We start from the raw sequence: 23,763 nt of genomic DNA, 5'->3' as shown, positions 1-23,763 counted from the left end.
CTCTACCTCAATCCTTGGTAACGCGATTGATCTCGGCCAGGCTGGTCACACCCGCGGCCGCCTTCTTCAACGCCGACTGCCGCAGGTCATTCACCCCGATCTGCTGCGCCGCCTCGGCAATCTGCAGTGCGTTGCCACCGGCCAGCACGATGGTGGCGATCTCATCGGTCATCGGCATCACCTGGTAGATACCGGTTCGGCCCTTGTAGCCCTCGGTGCACTCATCGCAGCCCACCGCCTCGTACAACTGGATGCCCGCATCCAGCTGCGCCTGGGTGAAGCCCTCGGCCAGCAGCGCATGCTCCGGCAGGTTGGCCGGACGCTTGCAGTTGCCGCACAACCGGCGTGCCAGGCGCTGCGCGATCACCAGCGTCACCGAGCTGGTGATGTTGTACGGGGCGATACCCATGTTCATCAGGCGCGCGATGGTCTGCGGCGCATCGTTGGTATGCAGCGTGGACAGCACCATGTGGCCGGTCTGCGCCGCCTTGATCGCAATCTCCGCCGTCTCCAGGTCGCGGATTTCGCCGACCATGATGATGTCCGGATCCTGTCGCAGGAACGAGCGCAGCGCCGCAGCGAAGGTCATGCCGCGCTTGTTGTTCTGCTGCACCTGGTTCACACCGGGCAGGCGGATTTCCACCGGGTCTTCGGCGGTGGAAATGTTGCGCGTCTCGTCGTTGAGGATGCCCAGCGCGGTATACAGCGACACGGTCTTGCCCGAACCGGTCGGGCCGGTCACCAGCACCATGCCGTACGGCTTGTGGATGGCGTCGTGGAACAGCTTCTGCTGGTCCGGTTCGTAGCCCAGCTTGTCGATGCCCAGCTTGGCCGCGCTACCATCGAGGATACGCAGCACCACCTTTTCACCGAACAGGGTCGGCAGCGTGCTCACGCGGAAGTCGATCTGCTTGGTCTTGGACAGGTTCAGCTTGATGCGTCCGTCCTGCGGCACGCGCTTCTCGGCGATATCCAGCTGCGCCATCACCTTCAGGCGCGCAGCGATGCGCTGGTTCAACTTCACCGGCGCACGCGCCACCATCTTCAGCAGGCCGTCGATGCGCAGGCGCACGCGGTAATCGTCTTCGTACGGTTCGAAGTGGATGTCCGAAGCGCCCTTGCGGATCGCATCGACCAGCACCTTGTTGACGAACTTCACCACCGGGGTGTCGTCGCCCTTGGCGTCGATGCCGGAGTCGCCGCTGCTGGCGCCGAGATCTTCGTCACCGGCTGCGACATCCAGGTTGCCCATGCCCTCGTCATCGCCACCCAGTGCGTTTCCGATGGCATCGTGGCTGGCGTGCCACTGCTCAAGCGTGCGGCGGATCTGGTCCTCATCAACCAGAATCGGCTCCACCACCAGATTGGTGTGGAACTTGATCTCGTCCAGCGCATGGGTCGGATTGCTGGTACCCACGAACAGCTTGCCGCCGCGTTTGAACAGCGGCAGCACGTTGTGCTTGCGCAGCAACTCCTCGCTGACCAGGCTCATCGCGTTCTGGCTGGCGTCGAACGTGGAAACGTCGAACAGCGGCATGCCGAACTCGACTGCATTGGCGGCGGCGAGCTGCGAGGCACTGACCAGCTTGTTCTGCGCGAACCACGTCGGCAGCGGCTGGCGAGCCGCCGCCGCCTTGGCCATGGCGTCGCGGGCGGAGGCCTCGTCCAAGGCACCGTCCTGGACCAAGCGACGGGCCAAGCCGGTGATGCCGACAAGGTTGGCGGTGACAACTGTGTTCATGTGTGTACTCCTACTCCCCCGCGCAGCCTACCCCACACACCGCCTGCGCGAAATGCCCAGTGGCATCAACCGTGTGGACAGCCCTTGGGCGCTACTTCAGCCGGAGCATCGGTCTTGCAGTCCCAGATGCCGGAATTCGCGGCATAGGTGATGGTGACGGTGGCGGACTTCACTTTGTCGTTCACACCGGCAGCCTTCATCGTAGCCGTGATGACGCAAGGAACCGCTGCTGTCGCCTTGATATCGTCGACATACTTGCCAGTCAGGACTGCGCTATCCGGCAGTGCGCAGGATGCCGCACCGTTGCTATTGGCGAACTGCTCGGCCACCGGCGTCTTCAGGCCACCCAACAGCACAATGGCCTCGGATAGCTGGCTGCGCGCCGTATAGTCGTTGTATTGCGGGATAGCGATAGCAGCAAGGATGGCGATGATCGCTACGACGATCATCAATTCGATCAGAGTGAAACCCGAATGCTTGTTCATGGAGGCGCTCCCCAACGCGCAGATAGATACTCCCTGCGAAGCAGGGTTCATGCCAAAAAAAAGCCCCGGCGCAGCCGGGGCTCTGCTGAGCCTCAGGAGTCAGGGCTCTTACGGAGGAGTGGTGGTGCCGCCGCCAGCGGCAGCAGCCGTGCACGCCTTCGGAGTCAAGGCCGCATTGACGCTGCTGTTGCAATCCCACTTCCCGTCAGCTGGGGTGTAGGTCAGCTTAACAGTTGCACCCTTAATCTTTTCGTTCACACCGGTGGTCTTCATCGTCGCGGTAATCACGCAGCTAGTTGCGGTGCCAGCAGCAGCAACGCTGGCGACGTACTTACCACTAGCAACGATACCGTCAGGCTCCTTGCAGCTAGCGTTACTGTTGTCCTGAGCAAGTGCTTCGGCGATGGGCGTCTTCAAACCCGAAGCCAGCGTATAGGCCTCAGTCATTTGAGCGCGCGCGGTGTAGTCGTTGTACTGCGGAATAGCGATGGCAGCCAGGATCGCGATGATCGCAACGACGATCATCAGTTCGATCAGGGTAAAGCCCTTCTGGTTCTTCATGGTGGTACGTCCCCAAGATGAGTGGTAGTTGATGTCGGGGTGGCGGCCGACCGGCCAATGGCCGGTTGAGCAGGCTACCCATCCCCGCGGGTGGATCAACGCAGGTTACGTGCCAATCTCCCATGGCAGCGTCTCCCCGATTTCCCCCTGCCCATGATGGCAGCAATTTCGCGGATGGAAACCCCCTCCGGCCGAATCTGCGATGGACGCGGCAATGTGACGCAGCGCGTCACCTTTCGTCTCCGCTGGTCAAGAACTCTGCGCAGCGTCACGCTGGCACACTCCCCGGACGGCCCCGAACCGGCTACCATCGCCGGTCATGATGCCCGCCTGGGGATGGCGGGCCTTGGGGAGCCAACATGTCTGTCAGTCGCAGTGCGATCAAGAAAGAGCCCGTGGCCCGCGCCACCACGGAGCTGCAACCGTTTGTCTGGGAGGGGACCGACAAGCGGGGCGTGAAGATGAAAGGGGAGCAGGTCGCCAAGAACGCGAATCTGCTGCGGGCGGAACTGCGGCGCCAGGGCATCAACCCCGGCACGGTAAAGCCCAAGCCCAAGCCACTGTTCGGAGCAGCCGGCAGCAAGGTTTCACCAAAGGACATTGCCTTCTTCAGCCGTCAGATGGCGACGATGATGAAGTCCGGCGTGCCGATCGTCTCGGCGCTGGACATCATTGCCAGTGGGCACAAGAACCCACGCATGAAGAAGATGGTGGACGGGATCCGCGCCGACATCGAGGGCGGCTCCTCGCTATATGAGGCGGTCAGCAAGCATCCTGTGCAGTTCGACGAACTCTATCGGAACCTGGTCCGGGCCGGTGAGGGTGCCGGTGTACTGGAAACGGTGCTGGACACGGTCGCCACCTACAAGGAAAACATCGAAGCGCTGAAGGGCAAGATCAAGAAGGCGCTGTTCTATCCGGCCATGGTTGTGGTGGTGGCGCTGCTGGTCAGTGCCATCATGCTGATCTTTGTCGTACCGCAGTTTGAGGAAGTCTTCCGCGGATTCGGCGCAGACCTGCCGGCATTTACCCAGATGATCGTGAACCTTTCGCGCTTCATGGTTTCGTGGTGGTGGCTGATGGCGATCGTGGCGATTGGCGGCGTCGTGGCGTTCACCATGGCCTACAAACGATCACCCAAGATGCAGCACACCATGGACCGGCTGATCCTGAGGGTGCCCGTGATCGGCCAGATCATGCATAACAGCTCGATCGCTCGATTCGCACGGACCACGGCGGTGACCTTCAAGGCCGGCGTGCCGCTGGTGGAGGCGCTGGGCATCGTGGCTGGCGCTACCGGCAACAAGGTCTATGAGGAAGGCGTACTCCGGATGCGCGACGACGTATCAGTGGGCTATCCGGTCAATGTGGCCATGAAGCAGCTGAACCTGTTCCCGCACATGGTCATCCAGATGACCGGCATCGGCGAAGAGGCGGGCGCGCTCGATTCAATGCTGTTCAAGGTTGCAGAGTATTATGAACAGGAAGTCAACAATGCCGTGGACGCTTTGAGTAGCATGCTCGAACCGATGATCATGATCTTCATTGGCATCGTGGTGGGCGGTATGGTCATCGGCATGTACCTCCCCATCTTCAAACTCGGCGCCGTCGTCGGCTAAAGGTATCAATGGCATTTCTCGACCAGCACCCCGGCCTCGGCTACCCCGCCGCGGCCGCCCTGGGACTGCTGCTGGGCAGTTTCCTGAACGTTGTCATCCTGCGGCTGCCCAAGCGGCTGGAGTGGCAGTGGAAGCGCGATGCGCGCGAAGTCCTGGAGGAACCGGACTTCTACGAGCCCCCGCCACCGGGGATCGTGGTGGAACCGTCGCACTGCCCGCACTGCAAGCACAAGCTGAGCTGGTACGAGAACATCCCGCTGTTCAGCTGGATCATCCAGGGCGGCAAGTGCCGTCACTGCAAGGCGCCGATCTCGCTGCAGTACCCGCTGGTGGAGGCGCTGACCTCGGTGCTGGTGCTGGCCTGCGTCTGGCAGTTCGGATTCGGCTGGCAGGGCTTTGGCGCCATCGTGCTGACCTGCTTCCTGATCGCCCTGTCCGGCATCGACCTGCGGACGCAGCTGCTGCCCGACCAGCTCACCCTGCCGCTGATGTGGCTGGGGCTGATAGGCAGCATCGACAACCTGTACATGCCGGCCAAGCCCGCGCTGGTGGGTGCGGCGGTGGGTTACCTGTCGCTGTGGACGGTCTGGTGGCTGTTCAAGCAGCTGACCGGCAAGGAAGGCATGGGCCACGGCGACTTCAAGCTGCTGGCGGCTCTGGGCGCCTGGTGCGGGCTGAAGGGCATCCTGCCGATCATCCTGTTGTCGTCGGTGCTGGGCGCCATCATCGGCTCGATCTGGCTGTACAGCCGCGGTCGTGACCGGGCCACGCCCATCCCGTTTGGCCCCTATCTGGCCATCGCCGGCTGGCTGTACTTCATGTGGGGTGCGCCGCTGGTGGAGCAGTACCTGGTGATGAGCGGGCTGCGCTGAGGGGAGTCCCCATGAGCCGCTATGTAGTTGGCCTGACCGGAGGCATCGCCTCCGGCAAGAGCGAAGTGACCCGGCGCTTCGAGGCGCTGGGGATCGTGGTGGCCGACGCCGATCTGGCCGCACGGGCCGTGGTGGCCGCCGGCAGCCCCGCCCTGGCCCGCATTGCCGAGCGCTTCGGCGCCGACATGTTGCTGGCCGACGGCAGCCTTGACCGGGCCCGCCTGCGCGCTCACGTGTTCGCCGACCCGGCCGAGCGGACGGCGCTGGAAGCGATCACCCACCCGGCCATCCGCCTGCTGATGCAGCAGCAGTGCGAGCAGGCCACCAGCGCCTATGCGATTGCGGCCATTCCGCTGCTGACCGAGGTGGGTGGGCGGAAGGCCTACCCGTGGCTGGACCGGGTGTTGCTGGTGGATGCGCCCGAAGTCGTGCAGCACGCCCGGCTGATGCAGCGCGATGGTATCGACGCGGCGCTGGCCGACCGGATGATTGCTGCCCAAGCCAGCCGCGCGCAGCGGTTGGCGTTGGCCGATGACGTGGTGGTCAATGATGGGCAGCCGGAGGACCTGCAGGTGCAGGTGGAACAGCTGCATGCGCGGTATCTGGGGTTGGCCGGGGGTTGAGGCCGGGTTGCCGGCCAGCGGCCGGCACTACCGAAGTGCATCCACGCATGGCGTGGATCTGGGGATCTGCTGTAGAGCCGAGCCGATGCTCGGCCGCGACCATCAAGCCGAGCATCGGCTCGGCTCTACAAAACGCTCTGCATCCACGCGTGGCGTGGATCTACTCCAGCTGCAGGCGGGCGTAGCGGGCGAGTTCGCGGGCGCCGAGCAGCAGGCCGTCGACCACATCGGGATTGAGTTGCTGGCGGGCACCGCCCTGCTCCCGCGCGAGTTCGGCGGCGTGCAGCAGCTGGATCAGGGTATGCAGACCGGCAAGCGTGCGGCTGAGGCCGGCCATCATGGCTGCCTGCGCCGGGCTGGCCCCCTGCACGTCCAGCGGCTGGCCGTCGGCGGCGTCGCGGCCATCCATGCGCGCCAGCAGCGCGGGCAGCAGGTCCTTGGGGTCATCCAGCAGAACTTCGACACGCTCGGCGACGTCGGCAGGCAGCAGGTTGGCCGCATCGCCGATCAGGGCGTGCAGCTGGGGGAACAGCGGGCGGTTGGACACGGTGGAACTCCTCGCAGTCGGCAGGCCACCTGCAGATGCAAGGTGGCGGACGGTGCGGGTTGGCGTACCGGACAACTCCCAGATGGATGGAAACTCCGGCGGATTCCCGGGAATCCCCACGCACCGCCCGCCATGAAGCGAGCACGGTGCATTGTCCGCGATGCCGCGCAAGGCATCGGAAGCTTTCCATCTAACAGTTGATTTCAGGACGCCAATCCCGGCCAAGGCACCTGCCCCGGCCAGGTCATCAGGCCATCGCCGCACGCGGCGATCTGTAAGGAAATTCCCAAGTGCGGCGCGGGCTTGCCAATGCGTGCGCTGGAACACGCGCGGGGCGCGGCAGCGATCACGGTGGTGTCGCGCTGGGCCTGAGGCCCGATCATCGCGCGAGGATGATTTGGTGGCACAAGCGACACAGCGCGCGATGCAAGGTCGGCAGGGTTCGTGCCGACCAAGGTCGGCACCCACCAAAGCACGGGCCCTTACAGCGGCTTCGGCGAGAACGTCAGGGTGGCGATCACGCCACGCTGGCCACCGGGGCGCACGCTCACCTGCCAGCCGTACAGATCGCACAGACGGCTGACGATCGACAGGCCGATGCCGCCGCCCTGCGAATGGCCGGCGTGGGTGCCACGGTAGCCACGCTGGAACAGCTTGGCTGCGTCTTCCTCGCTCAGGCCCGGGCCGCTGTCGGTTACCGACACCGAATTGGTGCCGACGAACACGCGTACCTCGCCGTCCTGCGAGTACTTCACGGCATTGCCGATCAGGTTGCCCAGTGCCACCGACAGCGCCGCCTCGGGCGCATCGATCACCAGGTTGCGCTCACCTTCCAGCAGCAGTTCCAGCGGCTTGCCACCCAGCTGCGCACGATGCGCATCCAGCAGTTGCTCGGCCACGCGGGCGACGTTGCTGGTGCCCTGTCCGCGCTCGTTGCGCGACAGCAGCAGCAGCGCGCCGATCAGGTCGCTGCACTGCTGTTCGGCACGCTGGATGCGCTGCAGGCGCTGCAGCACCTTCTCGTCCAGGCCGGGCCGGGTCAGCAGCAGCTCGGTGGCGCCACGGATCACCGCCAACGGCGTGCGCAGCTCATGGCTGACGTCTGCATTGAATTCACGGTCGCGCTGCACCACTTCGGTCAGCCGCGAGGAATAGTCGTCCAGCGCCTGTGCCAGCTGCCCCACTTCGTCGTCGGGGAAGCGTGGCGCCAAGGGTTCGGGATCGCTGGTGCCGCCGCGGTAGGCGCGCAGCCGCGCGGCCAGATCCGACACCGGCTTCATCACCTTCGACGCCGACCACCAGCCCAGCACCAGCGACAGCACGCTGAACACCAGCACCGACAGCACCAGCGCGCGGTTGAGCTGCTTGCCGCCGCGCACGCTGTCGGTCATGTCATAGGCAAGGAAGAACCAGGCGTCGGGCGTCTTGCGCACGGCCAGCTTGTAGGAGTACGGCTCGCCGTGCTCATCGCCACTGACGCTGTGGATGCCATCGGAGAAGCCCGCCCACTGCGCGCGTTCTTCGCGCACCCGGTCGAACTTGTCCTTCGAATAGGCATAGGCCCTGATCTGCAGCACCGGCGCGTCCGGGTTATGCCCGGGGTGCTCGTAATAGCGGCGCGCATACTCGTCGATGTTGCGGTTCATCAGCTCTTCCACCAGCTGGTTTTCCACGCGCAGGCGGGCCCAGTTGGTGGCGAACGCGAACAGTGTCGTCAGGCAGAAGCCCAACAACACGAACGAAACGATGATGCGGCTGCGCAGGCGCCGCCGATAAGGCGTGCGCCGGCGCTCCCCCTTGGTTGCCACCGAATCAGGCTTCCGGGGTGGCGATGCGGTATCCGATGCCATGGCGGGTCTGGATCAGCGGCACTTCAAACGGCTTGTCGACCACCGCGCGCAGGCCATGGATGTGCACGCGCAGGGAATCGGAATCGGGCAGTTCTTCGCCCCACACACGGGTTTCCAGTTCCTGCCGGGTCACCACGGCCGGGGCCGCTTCCATCAGCGCCTGCAGAATCTTCAGTGCGGTCGGGTTGAGCTGCAGCAGCTTGCCCTGGCGGCGCACTTCCAGCGTATCCAGGTTGTATTCCAGATCGCCGGTTTCCAGCACGCGGGTCTGCACGCCCTTGCCGCGACGCGACAGGGCGTTCAGACGCACTTCCACTTCCTGCAGCGCGAACGGCTTGATCAGGTAGTCGTCCGCGCCGGAATCGAAGCCCGCCAGCTTGTTGTCCAGCGAGTCGCGGGCGGTGAGCATCAGCACCGGGGTCTGCTTGCGCGCTTCATTGCGCAACTTGCGGCAGACCTCGATGCCGTCCATGCCTGGCAGATTGAGATCCAGCACGATCGCGTCGAACTCGTGCACCACGGCCAGGTGCAGACCGGTAACCCCGTCAGCCGCGAAGTCCACGGTGTGGCCCCGGTCCTCCAGGTAGTCGCCCAGGTTGGCCGCAATGTCGCTGTTGTCTTCGATTACCAGGATTCTCACTGTCACCTCTAATTGACGAATTTGCCGACGCGCTGGGCCTGGCCCATATCACGCTGTGCCTTGTCCTTCCGCCGGGCGCGCTCGGCAACGGTAGTGCACTGCGTCGTGGCCCGGTTCGAACCCGTGGCCTTTTCACGTTGGCATATTAGACGACTATCTTCACGTGCCTGTGTCAAAACCGTGTTCACGATCTGCTGGTCGTTGAAGACATCGGTTCGTACCTGTTCAGGCATGGAATCGCGGTCAGGGTGCTGCTCGACAGCCGTACGCATGCGTACCAGCGCCTCGCGCACGCGGCTGCGGTCGGTCTGCTTCAGTTCGCTGTAGGTCTCGCCATCGTTGAGTTCGATTTCGATGCGCTCGATCTGCTGTTGCAGCGGCTTGCCGGGGATAAAGACCTCACCGGCCTGGTTCGATGCAGAGGCGGCGGTGGCCAGGGTCAGGCCCGAGACCAGGACCGCCGACATCAGGAGGGACTTCATGACAAACGAATCCTTGTTTGAGTTGAGTGCTGACTGTATTCGCACCACCTTCACGCCAGCAAGTGCCATGCGCAGGGGCATCGGACGGCCTAGTGGTTGGTGGCAGGGTTGAAGTTGTTGAAGGTGCGCTGGTCGTTGAGCAGGGCCTTGCCCTTCTCCTCGATCCGGCGGCGCTCAGCCACGGTCAGGCAGCGGCTTTTAGGCATGTTGCTGCCGGTGGTGCGGGTGTGCTGGCAGATCTGGCGGCTGTCTTCATGGGCGCGGACAAGAACCGTGTTGATCCGCTCCTGGTCGTTGAAGACCTCCGCCTGGACCTGCGGCGGGAGCTCCTGAAGCGTGCGGTGGTCACCCATGCGCTGGGTGATGCGCGCCAGTGCCTGCTGCACCTGGGCACGGTCGTCAGCGGAAATCTCGCTGTATTCGCCGTCATCGAGGGCCTTTTCAACCCGCCGGACCTGCTCGGCCACTGGTGCCTGCCCGTCCATCTGTATGGCGGTCTTCTCCGGCTTGGCGGAGACAGCACCAGACAGCCCCAGCAACAACGCGATCATCGTGATGCGGTACATCGCCAGCCTCCGGATCCATCCAGGAACGATGGGCGCCACTCTACGGCCGTCACGTTGCCTCCACAAGGGACCTGCGGCGGGCATAAAAAAGACCCAAGCGGTGCCCCGCCTGGGTCTGAAGTCGTATCCCGATACCGATCCTGCTGAGAGGCAGAGCTGCGGTTCGCTGAAGGCTACGCCGGCGCCGATTAAAGGCATGTTAAAGCCGGCCTCATTTGCCCATGAGAATTTCAAGCCATTGATTGATCATGGCTTTTTAAGCTTCTCGACGTGCTCGATGATGCGCGTGGCCACATCCACCCCGCAGGCGGCTTCGATGCCCTCCAGCCCTGGCGTGGAGTTGACCTCCAGCACCAGCGGGCCGCGCGCGGAGCGGATCAGGTCCACGCCACAGACCGACAGGCCCAGCGCCTTGGCCGAGCGCACCGCCACCTGCTGTTCGGCGCGGCTGGCCTTGGCCGCCACCGCGGTGCCGCCGGCATGCAGGTTGGAGCGGAAGTCCCCTTCCGGCGCCTGGCGCTGCATCGACGCCACCACCTGGTCACCGACCACGAAGCAGCGCAGGTCGGCGCCCTTGGCTTCGCCGATGAACTCCTGCATCAGGAAGTTGGCGTACAGGCCCCGCAGGGCCTCGACGATGCCACGCGACGCACTGGCCTTCTCGGTGAGGATCACCCCCCGTCCCTGGGTACCTTCGTTGAGCTTCACCACGTGTGGCGGCGGGCCGAGCATGGACAGCAGGTCGACGGTGTCATCCGGGTTGTCGCCGAACACGGTGACCGGCATGTCGATGCCCTTGGCGGCCAGCAGCTGGTGCGCACGCAGCTTGTCGCGCGAACGCAGGATCGCGTCGGAGGGGTTGGGCGTACGCGCGCCCATCAGCTCGAACTGGCGCAGCACGGCGGTGCCATAGCGGGTGATCGAGGCACCGATGCGCGGAATCACCATGTCCACGCCGGTCATCGGCCGGCCCTTGTAGTGCATCGAGAAACCATCGGCGGCAATGCGCATGTAGCAGCGCAGCGGATCGAGGATGCGTACGGTGTGGCCGCGCGCGCGGGCCGCCTCGACCAGCCGGCGGGTGGAGTACAGGGAGCTGTTGCGGGACAGGATGGCGAGCTTCATCGCGGCAGGATCGGACGGCAGGCGCGCAGCATAGCGCGGGCGTGTGGCGGGTGGATGATGCCCTGCGGCGTGGCTTGACCGGCAGCGGGCGGCACACTGCGCGGACCTGTTCAGCGCGCATGGAGCGGCCGATGGCGATCACCGTGTTCCCACGATTTTCCGAGGTGGACGTGCTTGGCCACGTCACCAACACCGCCCTGCCCGTCTGGTTCGAGGAAGGTCGCCAGGAGATCTTCCGGCATTTCAGCCGCGAGGCCAGCATGCGCGACCTGACGCTGATCCTGCGTCGCTACGAGATCGACTTCCTGCAGCAGATACAGGCCGGGCACGAAGTGCGCATCGAGACCCGCATCGAGAACATCGGCCGCTCCTCGCTGTCGATCGTGCAGCAGGCGTTCCAGTTCGAGGCCCTGGTGGCCACCGGGCGTTGCGTGATGGTGCATTTCGACTACACCGCCAACGCCTCGCGCGCCATCGATGCAGAGCAGCGCCGGGCGTTGTCCGGGCTGTTTACCGAGGAGTATGCGCAGCGGGTGCAGGTGGCAGACGCATGAGCCATCCGCACTCGGTACTGACCGTAGCCCATTTCCTGAGCTTTTCCAGCGCTTTCCCGGCATGCATCGACAACGCATGCCGGAACTCCTTGTTCGATTCAACGCTGTCTAACCTGTGACTGACGTCCGCTGATCCGCGCGGGGCAGGCGCAACGAGAAGTGCCCATCGCGGACACGCACGGCCAATGCGGTTTCCCGCCATTCCACAGGCAAGGCGAGTGCCGTGTGTGGCGTGGGGATGCGTGTGATCGCGTCGAACGTCCAGTGTTCCTCATAGGCGTCGCAGCGAAGGGTACCGTCATCGCCGGCCTCGATCACATCGATCCAGGCCCCACTGCGGGCCTTGCCGCTGCCGCCCGTCGCACGGCGGCCAATGGCCTGCCAACGCCCCTGCCAGTGGACGAGCCATACGCCCTCGATGGGACGCAGATCCCCATCAAGCACGCTGCCCGCCACCACCACGCATCGTCCGGACGGGCTGGTGATCACCGTCTCCAGATCGCAGGCGTGACGGTCACTGGGCTCGCCATCGAGACAGAGCGCGTACGGGCAGATGCGCGCGAACAGGGTCGGATGCGCGGTCAGGCGCAGATCGTCGGGCAGCAGCGGGATGGCCCGCAGCACCCGGGCATCCGGCAGGACATGCCGCAATGCCTGCGGCAGCCCGGCGGCCAGTGCGGGATGCTCCGGTTCCAGCCATAGACCCCGGCAGGGGCGCAGCGTGCTCGATCGGCAGGGAAGATCCCGCAACCACATCGCGGCTTCGGCATCCCCGCCAAGCTGCCGGCGCTCGTGCAGCTCCTGCCAGAACAGGCTGGGAACAATCGCCAGCAGGTACATCACCCTCTTGTCCGCTTCGTCGTAGACGATCACCGCTTCGCTGCGATCAATGTAACCACTGGCCACGCGCAGCGCGCTTCCCGCCAGCGTCTGCCACTCGCCACTGGCATCGTGGCTGCCTCCGGTGGATACGCCCTCGACAATGGCGCCATCGCGCAGCATCTGGGTGCTGTAGGCCGGCCCTCCCATGCCCAGCTCACCCCAATCCAACAGGACATCATGCGTGGGCGGCCGGGTGGCAAAGGGCAGCGTCGCCCGCGAGCGCAGCAGTGCGCCGCCTACGGCATCGCCGACCAGATCGAAGCGCTGCAGCACGCCGCCCACTGCAAGGCACGCGGCCAGGGCGACAACCACGCCCAGCGGCGACCACCAGGCCACGCAGATGGCGACCAGGACCAGGAACGGCAGCCACTGGGTGAAACGGCGGAGGGCGATTCGATCAACGGTCATGCGGGCATGGTGACTGCGATTGCGCACCATTCAAACCTTCAACGCGGTGCCAGGCAATGGGGGTCGAATCGGCATTGCCGCTAGACTTTCCCTGATGATGGAACCGATGACTGCCGTGAACCGCCGGAATCTGCTGCTGGACGTACTACCGCGATGGAGAGCACTGTCCAAGGATCCGGGAGTACCGCGCCGCATGCTTCGCCTGCCGGACTGGCAGGCAGACTGGAACGCGGGCATGGCCCTGCTTGCGCGTCATGCGCGCAATGGCGGTGAACCTGCGGAAGAACCACTGCAGGGGCATGCGGCGCTGGAGCATGCCTACGGCTGGGAAGCGGTTGCCCAGACCGGCAGCAACCTGCTGCTGAAAGGCATCGACCGCGGCTTCGCCCCCACGGCATTGCAGCAGATGCATGCCGACGTGACAGATCTGTGGCTGGAACATGCAGGTTTGCTGGCGATAGCCCGGGACAGCCTGCAACAGCAAGGCCACGACATCGCGCTGGCCGCGTCGTTGCAATCGCGCACAACGCAGCACTACGAATACGCACTACAGTTGTTGTCACTGGGCGTGCTGCTGGATGCGCAGGATCGTCTTCCGGCGCTGGTGGAGCAGGTGCTCTGCTTCGAAACCGACCGCGTGCTGGACTACCTCAGCGCGCCGGCACTCGGCCTTGCCGAAGCCAGCGATGCGATATTCCATCCGCGCCCGTTCGCCGAGCTGTTCGCGCCATTGCGCGACGGTGAAGCGTTCGACCCTTCACTGCTGGCCGGCTACCTGCAGGTGCAGTACCGCGACTTCTTCCTGCTGTCGCCCAAAGCCCAGAAGCGGACCCGACGCCTGACCGGACCGAATGCCTGGGGTTACTGGGCGCTTGAGGTAGCAGCGCTGGTGGTGCTGTATGGCGGCGACGATGCCGCGCTGCGCACCTGCCCGCACTACCCTTCCGACCTGGTGGACTTCGCCCGGCGCTGAGTCAGGCGCCCGGCAGACCGGAAATGCCGCCGAATCGATTCTCTTCCTCGTTGCCCGGCAGCAGCATGACCGGGAAGAGGACGAATACGCCCAACGGGATGAAGGCGATCACGACGTACCAGCCAGACTCGTCGATGTCATGCAGTCGTCGAACGGCCAGGGCCAGCATCGGCGGAAGGAGGACGATGACCGCGCAGACCGTCATGCCCCACCCCAGCATCCGGAACGGCTCGAAGGCCTCCCCATCGAGCAGCACCGTGCCCGTCAGCCAGTATCCGCCGTCCATCAAGGTGTAGCTCGCTGCCACCACAAGCGCAGCAGACAGGGAGTACGACCAGAACTCTTTCCGGTTGGATCGCCCTGAAAAATCAAAGCAACGCCTGAGGGGCAAAAGTGCGGGGATCATTCGCGCTCCGGGCAGCGGACGATGGGTCGACGGTTAACGATCTTTTAGCATCCCCAAGCCCAGCACCAACTGAACCCTGCGGCCCGACGGGCCCGGTAGACAGCGGAGGTTGCAGGAGCCCGCCGCAGCAACCGCGCAGCCGGAGACGCAGCGCGAACTACCGCACATTTTCACAGACGTAGGCATCCTGAATCGAATCACTGGCTTGCAGCAGTGGCGGATGGGTCGAATTCCAGTTTTCCAGAATGGCGCCTCTGCTAGCGTCACTGCTCACTCATGGATTCGAGGTTTTGAATGGCTGCGATTTCTTTTCCGCTGATGCTTGCACTGCTTTCCACCCAGGCCCCGATGGCCGCAAACGCAGAAAGTGACTACGCCAGAGCCGCAGCAGCATCGATCGGGCCGGGCATCTGCGACCCCGGCATGGACATGCTGCCGAACGGCGGAGGCGTGGTGATCCGGCGCTGCGGCAAGAACGGTACGGTCGCGGGCGTTGGCAGCAATATCGATGCTGCGACGGCCAACACCAATGGCTTCCTGGCCGTCGCCGAGGAAGGCCCGGTATGCAGTGTTTTCGCACGCGATCCCTATGTCAGCATCCCGGCACCGGGTGTGGGTATCAAAGGAGAGTGCAGTTCCACTCCGATTTCCGCCTATGGCATGACGACCACCACTGCGGGACAGAACCTGCTTGAGCTGGCCATCACCCTGGCGGCGACGCAGGCGCGGTGCAATGTCGACTACTACTATGGGTCGGCACATGGCTATAAGTATCCCTACAGCTGCACTCGCCCGGGCCAATCCTGGAGCGTTGCCGGCCTTGGCTCCAGCGTCGACGATTCAAACGCGATGGCAATGCGGCTTGTGAAGAAATCATCCAAGACCGGTACGCACTGCTATTTTGACAACGCCGAGTTGAATGGCGTCGTCTTCCGCGCATACCTGCACTGCAACGGATCGACCTATACCGGTTTCGGGAGCTCTGTAACTGCCGCAGCCAAGGACGCGGCTGCGCAAGCGGGCGCATAAGCCACTCGGGCTGTGGTTCGGAGGAGCCACAGCCCAACACTGAGGAAAGAGATTCTGGCGCTGCTGCCACACGCTCGACCTGGGTGTGGTTCAACGAGTGCGCCGCGCCTGCCTGGGGTGAATACCCTGGAGACATGGAGCGGGCGATGGGAATCGAACCCACGTCAGTAGCTTGGGAAGCTCGCAAGCAATCCATACACTTCAATGGCTTAATTATGATTTCCGCTCCGCAATAGACCACACTGCGGGCTCATTTTTTGCCGAGAGAAACGCAACACCCTGAGCGATTGCGGAGCGGGCTAGAGGCTTCAGACACCCCGATACAGCTGCTGAGGTATGCTCGCCATCCGAGCGCTCAGCCACAGCGCAGAGTGTCCACATCCGAACCCAGGCAGGGAGGCGACAATGGATGAAATAAAGAAACTGGAACAGGCAAGAATGTCGTTGCGGCATGTACTCAACGACACCGCCCCTCTTGAAAGGGATGATTATTTCAGGATAGGGCTGTTCGTTCAGACCTATTGCTTTGCAGATTTTGAGGCACGGCGGATCATCAATCTACTGGAGCAAATTCAGTCGGGAGAACCGACCTCGTACGCTTCTAAACTCAACGACAAAGACACCATCGAACACCTTAAGCGCCACGCTGCTGACTGCGTTTGGAATAAAGATGTGTCGGAAGGACTGAGCAAAGTAACTGAAATCTTGGGCATGCACCGAACTATTAGGCACATGTTTGCCCATTGGTCCGGCCGCCGAATACCGGGGCACGACACCTATATTTTCTTCACAGCAAATCTAGCTAGCCAAAAGATTCCAGATGGCGCGCCAAGATTTGAAGATCATGAAGAAGCGAACGTGCAGTATGGACTAATGCCAGTATCGCACTTAGACCAAGAACTTGAAAAACTGAAGGGACACGTCCAGTACATGACGAACATCGGGCGTCAGCTAGAGGCAAAGGTGAGCGAATTTGCCGAGCAGTTCAAACAAGACAGGAAAAAAGGGAAATTCTGATGGGGAACGCCGCCGGTATCATTTGCACCGGACTGGAGAAGCTCAGCTCCGGCTCGTCCTTTGCGCAGACCCAGCGAGGATCCGAGAGCGGCTTGGAAGTCTGCCTGACTCTGTAGAAGCATCAACAACGTGCATTGAGTTCATTTCTGGAGCTGCTCGTCTGCAGCCCCTGCGGCACAACAACGCAAACTCAGTTTCTGGAGCCTCCGGGGTCAGATCGTATGGCGCAACTGGCGTTGTCCCGCCCTCACCCAAGCCTTCATAGGGTCCTTCGCCCTGGGCTTGGTCTCCTTCGGCGGTTGGCGCGGCTCCAGCGCTTCCTTGATTCGCGCCAGTTCCAACCGCCCGGCCTCTGCTAGGCGCCGAGCCTGTTGCTGCTGCTCACGGGTTGGCGGCAGGCCGGGCAGTGGCGGGGGCAACTGGATCGGAGTGCTGTCGGTCAGCCGGGCGACGGCTTTACGCAGCGGCAGCTCGGGATACAGCCTGGCCGCGCACCAACGTTCGGCGTAGCGCTTCGCCTGCCGGACGTTGGCGGCGCGGACTTCCTTCACCTGCCACATCTTCTGGCCTTCCATCCATAGCCGGACCCCAGGACCGCCATCGGGCGTGACGCTGGCCGTCTCGCGGCCGTTGTACCAGAGCGCCCAGCGCTCACCCGTCTGGACCCAGCCAGAGGGAATTGGGGCGGCTCGGAAGCCTTGGTAGCCGTGCGAGGGAAGCATGGCCGGAAGAATACGGCCGGCCGTCGCAGATCCTGCGAACGCGTCTGCGACCTGCCTGAATCGTTCGGGGAGAGTCGAGTCTGGCTCGACTCTGTGCCGGCGCGGCGCTGCTCACGCGCCCCCGGGTTGAGCTGCCTGCGGCCCCGGATCCGGCATGGTCAGGATGCCTTCCCTTGCGGCTCTGCGCTATCGGGCAACCACCCACTGACGTTCGGGTTTCTCCCTACGCCGCCAGCTTGTGCTCGTAGAACGGGTGCCGCTTGTCGTCAAAGATCCGGTACAGCGCTGCCAGGTCGGCCGGGTCCGGATTGAGCCAGGCGTCCACGTGCTCTGGCTTAATGTTGATGATCGTCCGGTCGTGGCCGGCGGCGGCCACCTCGGGCTCGGGGTCGTCGGTGATGGCGGCGAATGAAAGCAGATCCGGCTCTTTGCCGGCGGGATCCTTCCAGTGCGACCACAGGCACGCCACCAGCATCGGCTCGCCCGTGCGCGGCGTGAACTGCACCACCTGATTCTTCCCATCCGGCCCCTCGACGTTCTCGTAGAACGTGTCGACCACCATCAGCCCGTGGGTGTGGCCGAAGGCCGGTGCCCAGAACTTCTCCAGGCTGTCGCGACGGGCGTTGTAGGTGCCGGGGAAGCGTTGGTCATAGTTGGCCGGCTTTCCAGCCAGACGGCACTGGTAGCGCATGGGCCGGATCACCAGCTTGCCGCCCTCGGAGACGATCACCGGGGCATACACGCCGGGGAAGATGCGGCTATCTCGGTCCTTCGGCTCGGTGCGCTTCAGATCGGCCAGCTTGGCCAGGGCGCGATCGATCTTGTTGCCGGCGATCCGCACATCTTCCCGGGCCTTCTTGATTTCCTTCACCTGCAGCGCGCGCTCGGCATCGGCCAGGCGCTTGCGGTTGGCGAACAGCTCCTGCTCCAGTACCGCGGCCTCGGCTCGGTTCCACTGCTCCACCTCAGCCCACACCGCCAGCTCCGCCGGGCTCGTCCCGGCCCGGAAGGCATCGTCCATCGCCTTCGGGGTCTTGGGCCGCTTCTTGCCCGGGTCGTGGGCGTAGAGCGCTGCGAACTCCTGCAGCGACAGCGTGGCGCCGGTCATCCGGACCAGCTTCTGATAGGCGGCGGTGATCTGGGCGGAATAGCACATGGGCGCAATCTGACACGCCCCTTCGTTCATTCGCCGTGACGCTGCAGCTTAGTGGCCGGTCACGTCGATCAGCACAAAGTGTCCGGATGCGCTGAACTGCGTGGCGTTGTCGGACTGGGGGATCAGGGCAGTCGCGCCGGCATAGTAGAAGCGCCCCGAACCCGCTGAGCCCGTCCCGTCCCCCTGCGGCCCGGTCAACCGGAACCCCACACCACGCTCGATCCGCTGGCACGAACGAGACGAGATCACCGCGTAGCGCCGACCGGCCGGGACTTGCATATAGGCCCCCTCTGCCGCCCCGAATGGGGCAGTAGTTACGCCCATGATGCGTAGGGGCTTCGCCCAGGAAGCGAAAGCCAGCTCCCCGGTGTGCTCGCGGTACACCTCGATTCCGGTCTTGCCCGGCGTTCCAGTCACAACCGAGTCGTATACCCACACCGTACCGAAGACAAGCGACGAGCCGGTATAGGCTGACACCCGCCAGTTGTTGCCGCCGAGATTGGTCAGAATGACGCTGAGCCCGAAGTTGTTGTTCGGACCGGTGACCGCAACCACGGGGCTTTTGGCCTGGAAGTCACGCGTGACGTATCGCGTTACTACGATCCCCGACACCTGGTACGCAACGGCGCCAGCTTCGTTGATATCGAACTTGTGGCGCAGGTGGAAGTTAAGCAGATCACTGCGGACCTGCACTGTTCCAGATGGAGTGTACGCCTCAAAGCCTGCTGGCATATCAGTGCACTCCGTACAGCACAGTTGCCGGGACCAGGGAGAAGACTGGTTGCCCGTTGGCATCCACATCCGTTCCCCAATAGACCCGGCCATCCGAGTACCAAACGGTTGGCGTGCGGCCAGGTTGTGCCGGCGGAGGCACCACATAGAAAAGGAAATCCCCAGGTGGCAGCGGTCCCACCCAAGTCGAATTACCGTGCACGGCGTCGGTCTGAACAGTGCCGATGAACAACCCCAAGCGGGTCGTGTAATCAATCTCCAACGACCCGTCAGGATTGAAGGTCTGGATGCCTGCGGGCATGTGCTCTACTCCTCTAATGATTGGCGGGAGGGCGTTTGCCACTCCCGCCTTTTGCTACTGCCACCAACCCATGCGCGTGGCGAGCTGCCCATTCGGGTAGTAGGTGCGCCAGTTCCCGTCGCTGTACTCCGTGCGCTGGCCACCCGAAGGCGACGACACGCGGAATATGTCGGCCACCACGTCGAACGAGGAGACCAGGCCATTGGCCGCCAGCTGGATGCCGCCGATCTTTCCGTCAGCGCGAACGTTCACGCCCCACTGAGCGCTAGATTCCGTACCACCCGCGCTCCACTGCGGCGGCTGGGTAGTGCCCGCATCCACCATGCTGAACATCGGGCGGTACATCCAGAAGTACGGGTTGGCTTCGTTTGAGCCACGGATCAGGAACCGGAACCGTGCCGCAAACGCGTTCGGCGGAGCCTTGGCGATGACGAATGGGCGGGGCATCGATATCAGGGAAGCATTCGGGCCGATGCCAGATGGCCCAACCCACGGCGACTGGACGAGACCAACGGAACCGCCGTCCTGGCCTACCCACGTGATTTCCACGAGGAATTGGCAACGGTGGGTGTTAACCCACGTAGAGGCGCAGTAAGTCTTACCGGCCTCCACCGGAATGTCGTACTCGGTGCCTCCCCAGTGCACATCGTCCGGACCCCACGCCCACTGGAACCCCGCCGTCGCCCCTATGCCGAACATGCCACGCGGGGCCCAATTCTGGCCCGCCCCGCCCGTGGGGTTTCCTAGTTCGCTGAAGTGGACGTTACGGCCCCATCCCCAACCCGAGCGCTGCCAGAACGGGAACGTGCTGTTCGCCAGCAGGTTTCCCGACTGCCCCAGGTTCTTCACCTGAGCTTGCATGTCCACAATCACTGCGGCGTCCGCCTTCCCACCGAGCGAGGTCTGGATGCCCGTGATCTGCTGCGCCTGCGTCGACTGCGTCTGCCCCTGCTGCGTGACCTGGGTCTTCAGCTGATTGAAGCCGCTGGCCGACACATCACCAACCTGCGTCTTCAGGCTCACCAGGTCCTGCGCAGTCGCGTCCAGCTTGCTGCCCTGCTGGTTCACCGCCGTGGTGAGCCCGGCCGTTGCCGATGCGTTGGCGCTGATCAGTAGCTCGTTGGTCACGTCGTAGAACTCGATGCGATCCACCAGCACCACAGCAGTTCCGGTTCCCCGGTTCGTTGCCCACACGTGGGACATTACTTCGGTGCGGTCATCACCGATGGGGTGTTCCAAAGCGAACCGCTGCCAGGCAGTGGTCAGAACGGGCGTCGTCTGGTCGTTGTTGCCCTCGCCCGCCACGCCTCCCGTGCGGACACGGCATCGCGCTGTCAAGGAAATGGAACCCGACGTGGCGCGTGCCACGATGACGGTACGCATGCGCCGTCCAGTGCCCGCCCGGAGTGGAGACCAGGCGCCACGGTTAGCTCGCACCGCTGGGTTCGTCGCTCCCGCGACGTGGGTCATCTGGATTGCAGACCCGACCTGTCCCCCGCCGCTTACCCATTCCACCGCCCCGTCAAGCGCGAACGGCTGGGCAGACCCGTCAAAAGCGGAGTTGGTGTTGATGTTGTCGCCACGGTTGAAGCTCGCGTTCACCGACGCCGTGAGGCTCGTCAGCTGGTCCGCCTGCGAGGTCGCCTTGTTCTCGGCGTTGACCATGCGGGTGGTCAGGCCGGAAACAGCGGACACGTTCTGCGTCGTGACGGTGATCGCCTCCTGGCCGCTCGGGCGGTATTCCGTGGCCACCAAGCCACGCTGGAACTGCACGTTGTCGATTTCAATGGCATACGAGCCGGGCTGGTCTGCGAACTGCCGGCCCACGTAGACGCGAGCACGTGCGGCGTCGCCACGGGAGCGAGCGGGCAGAATCAACCGCTGCCACTGGCTGGTCATGACCACTTCCGGCAGGGTCGCCGTCCCCAACACCGTCCCGCCCGAATCGTTCATCCACTGAACGTAGAGCTGGACTTTCGTTCCCGCCGAGCCACGCACCCACGAGGACAAGCTGTAATCGGTGTTGGGATCCACCTTCACGTAGTTGGAGCCAGGACCAGCACGGTTCAGGCCCACCCAGTCCTTGGCATTGATGGCTGTCCATTCAATGCGAACGGCCTTGCCGCCACCTGTCAGGGGCGAGTCCACAGCCGATAGCGTGCCCCCAACGTCACTGCGGATGCGTTCAAGGTTCCAGCCGGTGGGAGGATTGACCCCGGAAGGGGTGCCCTCTTCCATGCTGCTGTTCCAGAGCAGGTTGTCGCCGCCGACAGATTGGATCTGGCCTTCCAGCTTCGTTACGCTGGTGCCCATCGTCTCCACCTTGCCCTCCACCGTAGCGGTGCGCGAGGTCAGCTGGGTCAGCGCCAGGGTGTTGGCGTCGGTTCTCCCAGAAACGCCGGTAAGGTCGCTGCGAAGCGCCGTCAGTTGCCCTGCCTGAGACGTGACCGTGTCACCCAGCTGCGTCACGCTGGTGCTGAGGTCCGAGATCGCTTGGGCATTCGCCAGGAGCTCAGTCACTTCCTCCAGCACAACGTCGTCAACCCACAACGTACCTGCAGTGTTGTCGGCATAGATGCCCAACTGCAGCCCGGTGATCGAGGTGTTGTCCGGGAGCGCGTAGACGCCACTGAGGTAGGTCCAGGCAGCTTTGTCCGCGACGAAGAACGTTGCTCCGCCGATCAGTTCCCCGTTTTGGTTCGCCAGTCGCATCTTGCTATTGCCCGGCGTGCCATTGAAGTCCGGGGTACTGCGATACCAGCAGCTATAGCGATACTTCTTGCCGGGGCTCGTCGGCATCGCGGTGCGACCATTGGCATACGCAACCTTCTGCCGGATGGCCCCCGGATCGAAGCGCACACACATGCCACCGGCACGTCCCTCCGTGGCCGGCCAGCTGGTGCCGGTTGCGCCGGGGTCGTAGGTCCAACCAACGTCCTTGCCTGACTGCCACGAGCCATTCAGGACCATGTTGCTGCCCTGCGTAATCATCGCCGGCAATGCGGCGTTGATCGTGGTGATCGACTGAGCCAGCGCGCTCGTGGTGGTGGCGGTCGCCTCCTGCAGCGCCGTAACCGATGCCGCGGTTGCCAGCGAACCGGCACCGGCCGGCATTCGGGCCTCCATCGTGCTGATGCGCTGCACCTGCGCCGAGTCCGCAGCCACACGGGCCTTCAGCTCCTCGTAGGCCAGCCCTGCAGTCAGCTGCAGCGGATCCGTTCCGGTGTAGTTGCCACGCATCTGAACGGCCAGCGTGTTGCGCTGGAGAGCCTCAGCGGCATCTGCGGTGATACGCGCCTGGGTTTCTTCCTGTACCAACGCCACCGACGCGCCGGGCTGCGGACGACCGACGGCGATGTAGTCGATCAGGTAGTAGTTGGCGACGGTCTGCGCCGCCCCCAGCTGTAGGCGAATCGCATCCACCGTGGCCGGCCACCAGGCAATGTCCTGCACGTCGACGGTGGCAACGCCGTTCACGTCCCACGCCGGTTCCGGGATGGCCACACGCTTCTGCGTGTTCCATGCCTGGTCCGTGGCGGTGATCCATTGGAGGAAACCGCTCCACGTCGGCGAGCCAACGCGCTTCACGCGCAGCTTCACGAAGCGGTATGCGCTGCCGTCTACGGCCAAGGCCACTGGCGACTGCACCCACGGTGCGGTGGCATGGTTGGCGGGCCGCAGCCAGCCGTCCACGAGCGTCGGCGCGCCGTTGCCCGTCCACCCTTCAATGGTCTGATTGAACGGCCAGAGCTTGATGCTGTCGAACTGCGTCCCGCTGCCGGCCGCGACCTCCGACACCGCGCGCGCCAACGATTCATCGGCGCTCTGCCGCAGCTGCTCCTCGCGGCTGATCGCCGCCTCGCGCGCCATCTTCTCGTTTAGGATGGCATCGATCCGCGCCTGGGCCTCTGCACTGATCGCCTGCATGGCTTCAGTCACGCCCTGCTGCCGCAGCAGCGCCTCGGCGACCAAGTCCTGTGCGGCCTGCGCCAGGCCGGCAGCTCGAGCAGCCGCTTCGTCTGCGATCGCTTGGATGCGGGCACTGATCTCCGCCGCCAGCTTGGCCTGCTGTTCGGCCAAGTCCTTGGACGTAGTCGGCGGAACAACGCCCACTACGGTTCCGGTGCCTGTCTTGCCGCGCACGGTCGGGGTGATCTGGAACCACCAGGTCTTGCCGCTGCCGTCGCTGTAGACGTACCGCGTCTCGGTGGTGCGGTGGATCTCCGTCCAAGGACCGTCCTGGCTCTCGCTGCGCGAGATGACGTAGATCACACCCTCCAGATCGACGGCGTCCCATTCGAGCACGACGCCGTCGGCTACCGGCGTGGGATTGATCCCGTTCGCCGGCGGCACGTCCGGCGCCTTGAAGGGCACCGGGAACCAGGTGGAAAAGCGCGGCGCCACCGGAGACGCGGACGGCAGCCCGCCCACGCCGATTTCTACCAGCGTGAGTTTCCTTGCTTGCATTGCTG

The 23,763-nt window shown here is 64.0% G+C and carries 23 protein-coding genes; 7 read left to right on the top strand and 16 right to left on the bottom strand.

Annotated features, from left to right (window positions below):
* Positions 1 to 7 precede the first annotated feature (7 nt).
* From pilB to G5A07_RS01935, 3 genes are all read right to left on the bottom strand, one after another.
* Entirely contained in the window at positions 8 to 1,741 is a 1,734-nt protein-coding gene (pilB, locus tag G5A07_RS01945) for a type IV-A pilus assembly ATPase PilB (RefSeq protein WP_134951401.1), read from the bottom strand.
* A gap of 65 nt (positions 1,742 to 1,806) precedes the next feature.
* The gene (locus G5A07_RS01940; RefSeq protein WP_109814723.1) at positions 1,807 to 2,226 is read right to left on the bottom strand and encodes a pilin; all 420 of its coding nucleotides are present in this window, start codon (positions 2,224 to 2,226) and stop codon (positions 1,807 to 1,809) included.
* 108 nt (positions 2,227 to 2,334) lie between these two features.
* Positions 2,335 to 2,787, bottom strand: a complete 453-nt coding sequence (locus tag G5A07_RS01935; RefSeq protein ID WP_109814722.1) for a pilin — start codon at positions 2,785 to 2,787, stop codon at positions 2,335 to 2,337.
* Positions 2,788 to 3,146: 359 nt separating this feature from the next.
* On the opposite strand from G5A07_RS01935, the gene G5A07_RS01930 reads away from it, so the two are divergent.
* From G5A07_RS01930 to coaE, 3 genes are read left to right on the top strand one after another with little or no spacing between them, the layout of a single operon-like run.
* A complete protein-coding gene (locus G5A07_RS01930; RefSeq protein WP_109814721.1) occupies positions 3,147 to 4,406 on the top strand; it encodes a type II secretion system F family protein in 1,260 nt (419 codons plus the stop codon).
* Positions 4,407 to 4,414: 8 nt separating this feature from the next.
* Positions 4,415 to 5,278 (top strand): A24 family peptidase, encoded by an 864-nt coding sequence (locus G5A07_RS01925; protein WP_032128827.1) that lies wholly within the window; start codon positions 4,415 to 4,417, stop codon positions 5,276 to 5,278.
* 11 nt (positions 5,279 to 5,289) lie between these two features.
* On the top strand, positions 5,290 to 5,901 hold the full coding sequence (gene coaE / locus G5A07_RS01920) for a dephospho-CoA kinase (protein ID WP_071306347.1): 612 nt from the start codon (positions 5,290 to 5,292) through the stop codon (positions 5,899 to 5,901).
* A 160-nt stretch (positions 5,902 to 6,061) separates the two neighbouring features.
* On the opposite strand, the gene G5A07_RS01915 is transcribed toward coaE, so the two are convergent.
* From G5A07_RS01915 to rimK, 6 genes are all read right to left on the bottom strand, one after another.
* A complete protein-coding gene (locus G5A07_RS01915) occupies positions 6,062 to 6,448 on the bottom strand; it encodes a hypothetical protein (protein ID WP_109814720.1) in 387 nt (128 codons plus the stop codon).
* A 482-nt stretch (positions 6,449 to 6,930) separates the two neighbouring features.
* Positions 6,931 to 8,298, bottom strand: coding sequence for a HAMP domain-containing sensor histidine kinase (locus G5A07_RS01910; protein ID WP_032952284.1), 1,368 nt, complete (start codon positions 8,296 to 8,298; stop codon positions 6,931 to 6,933).
* Positions 8,261 to 8,938 (bottom strand): response regulator transcription factor, encoded by a 678-nt coding sequence (locus tag G5A07_RS01905; protein WP_005410804.1) that lies wholly within the window; start codon positions 8,936 to 8,938, stop codon positions 8,261 to 8,263. The genes G5A07_RS01910 and G5A07_RS01905 overlap by 38 nt, the downstream gene beginning before the upstream one ends.
* A gap of 8 nt (positions 8,939 to 8,946) precedes the next feature.
* A complete protein-coding gene (locus tag G5A07_RS01900) occupies positions 8,947 to 9,420 on the bottom strand; it encodes a hypothetical protein (protein ID WP_019336437.1) in 474 nt (157 codons plus the stop codon).
* 89 nt (positions 9,421 to 9,509) lie between these two features.
* Complete coding sequence (locus G5A07_RS01895) at positions 9,510 to 9,986, bottom strand: hypothetical protein (RefSeq protein ID WP_010481495.1); 477 nt, start codon at positions 9,984 to 9,986, stop codon at positions 9,510 to 9,512.
* A 246-nt stretch (positions 9,987 to 10,232) separates the two neighbouring features.
* The gene (gene rimK, locus G5A07_RS01890) at positions 10,233 to 11,111 is read right to left on the bottom strand and encodes a 30S ribosomal protein S6--L-glutamate ligase (RefSeq protein ID WP_005410807.1); all 879 of its coding nucleotides are present in this window, start codon (positions 11,109 to 11,111) and stop codon (positions 10,233 to 10,235) included.
* Positions 11,112 to 11,242: 131 nt separating this feature from the next.
* On the opposite strand from rimK, the gene G5A07_RS01885 reads away from it, so the two are divergent.
* Positions 11,243 to 11,665, top strand: a complete 423-nt coding sequence (locus G5A07_RS01885) for a thioesterase family protein (protein WP_099560235.1) — start codon at positions 11,243 to 11,245, stop codon at positions 11,663 to 11,665.
* 108 nt (positions 11,666 to 11,773) lie between these two features.
* On the opposite strand, the gene G5A07_RS01880 is transcribed toward G5A07_RS01885, so the two are convergent.
* Positions 11,774 to 12,955, bottom strand: coding sequence for a hypothetical protein (locus tag G5A07_RS01880; protein ID WP_262102977.1), 1,182 nt, complete (start codon positions 12,953 to 12,955; stop codon positions 11,774 to 11,776).
* A 94-nt stretch (positions 12,956 to 13,049) separates the two neighbouring features.
* On the opposite strand from G5A07_RS01880, the gene G5A07_RS01875 reads away from it, so the two are divergent.
* Positions 13,050 to 13,928: a PoNe immunity protein domain-containing protein gene (locus G5A07_RS01875; RefSeq protein WP_343160904.1), complete on the top strand. Its 879-nt coding sequence runs from the start codon at positions 13,050 to 13,052 to the stop codon at positions 13,926 to 13,928.
* A gap of 1 nt (position 13,929) precedes the next feature.
* Here G5A07_RS01875 and G5A07_RS01870 read toward each other — a convergent pair whose 3' ends face one another.
* Positions 13,930 to 14,334 carry a DUF805 domain-containing protein gene (locus tag G5A07_RS01870; RefSeq protein ID WP_019336442.1) on the bottom strand — a complete coding sequence of 135 codons (405 nt, stop codon included), beginning with the start codon at positions 14,332 to 14,334 and terminating at the stop codon, positions 13,930 to 13,932.
* A 294-nt stretch (positions 14,335 to 14,628) separates the two neighbouring features.
* Here G5A07_RS01870 and G5A07_RS01865 point away from each other — a divergent pair, with 294 nt between their 5' ends.
* On the top strand, positions 14,629 to 15,363 hold the full coding sequence (locus G5A07_RS01865; RefSeq protein WP_049437318.1) for a hypothetical protein: 735 nt from the start codon (positions 14,629 to 14,631) through the stop codon (positions 15,361 to 15,363).
* 405 nt (positions 15,364 to 15,768) lie between these two features.
* A complete protein-coding gene (locus G5A07_RS01860; protein ID WP_191862525.1) occupies positions 15,769 to 16,380 on the top strand; it encodes a hypothetical protein in 612 nt (203 codons plus the stop codon).
* Positions 16,381 to 16,592: 212 nt separating this feature from the next.
* Here the strand turns inward: G5A07_RS01860 and G5A07_RS01855 are convergent, their stop codons facing one another.
* From G5A07_RS01855 to G5A07_RS01835, 5 genes are all read right to left on the bottom strand, one after another.
* Complete coding sequence (locus G5A07_RS01855) at positions 16,593 to 17,102, bottom strand: hypothetical protein (protein WP_191862523.1); 510 nt, start codon at positions 17,100 to 17,102, stop codon at positions 16,593 to 16,595.
* Between the two features lie 223 nt (positions 17,103 to 17,325).
* Entirely contained in the window at positions 17,326 to 18,258 is a 933-nt protein-coding gene (locus G5A07_RS01850; RefSeq protein ID WP_191862522.1) for an SOS response-associated peptidase family protein, read from the bottom strand.
* A gap of 48 nt (positions 18,259 to 18,306) precedes the next feature.
* Positions 18,307 to 18,951 (bottom strand): hypothetical protein, encoded by a 645-nt coding sequence (locus tag G5A07_RS01845; protein WP_191862521.1) that lies wholly within the window; start codon positions 18,949 to 18,951, stop codon positions 18,307 to 18,309.
* A 40-nt stretch (positions 18,952 to 18,991) separates the two neighbouring features.
* Entirely contained in the window at positions 18,992 to 19,291 is a 300-nt protein-coding gene (locus G5A07_RS01840; RefSeq protein ID WP_191862519.1) for a hypothetical protein, read from the bottom strand.
* A gap of 54 nt (positions 19,292 to 19,345) precedes the next feature.
* Positions 19,346 to 23,758 (bottom strand): hypothetical protein, encoded by a 4,413-nt coding sequence (locus G5A07_RS01835; protein WP_223107546.1) that lies wholly within the window; start codon positions 23,756 to 23,758, stop codon positions 19,346 to 19,348.
* Between the last annotated feature and the right edge of the window lie 5 nt (positions 23,759 to 23,763).

The sequence above is a fragment of the Stenotrophomonas sp. AS012628 genome, assembly GCF_010608305.1.
In the GTDB taxonomy this organism is placed as follows: domain Bacteria; phylum Pseudomonadota; class Gammaproteobacteria; order Xanthomonadales; family Xanthomonadaceae; genus Stenotrophomonas; species Stenotrophomonas geniculata.
Note: the sequence above shows the minus strand (reverse complement) of the source record. Positions and strands in the feature narration are given on the sequence as shown.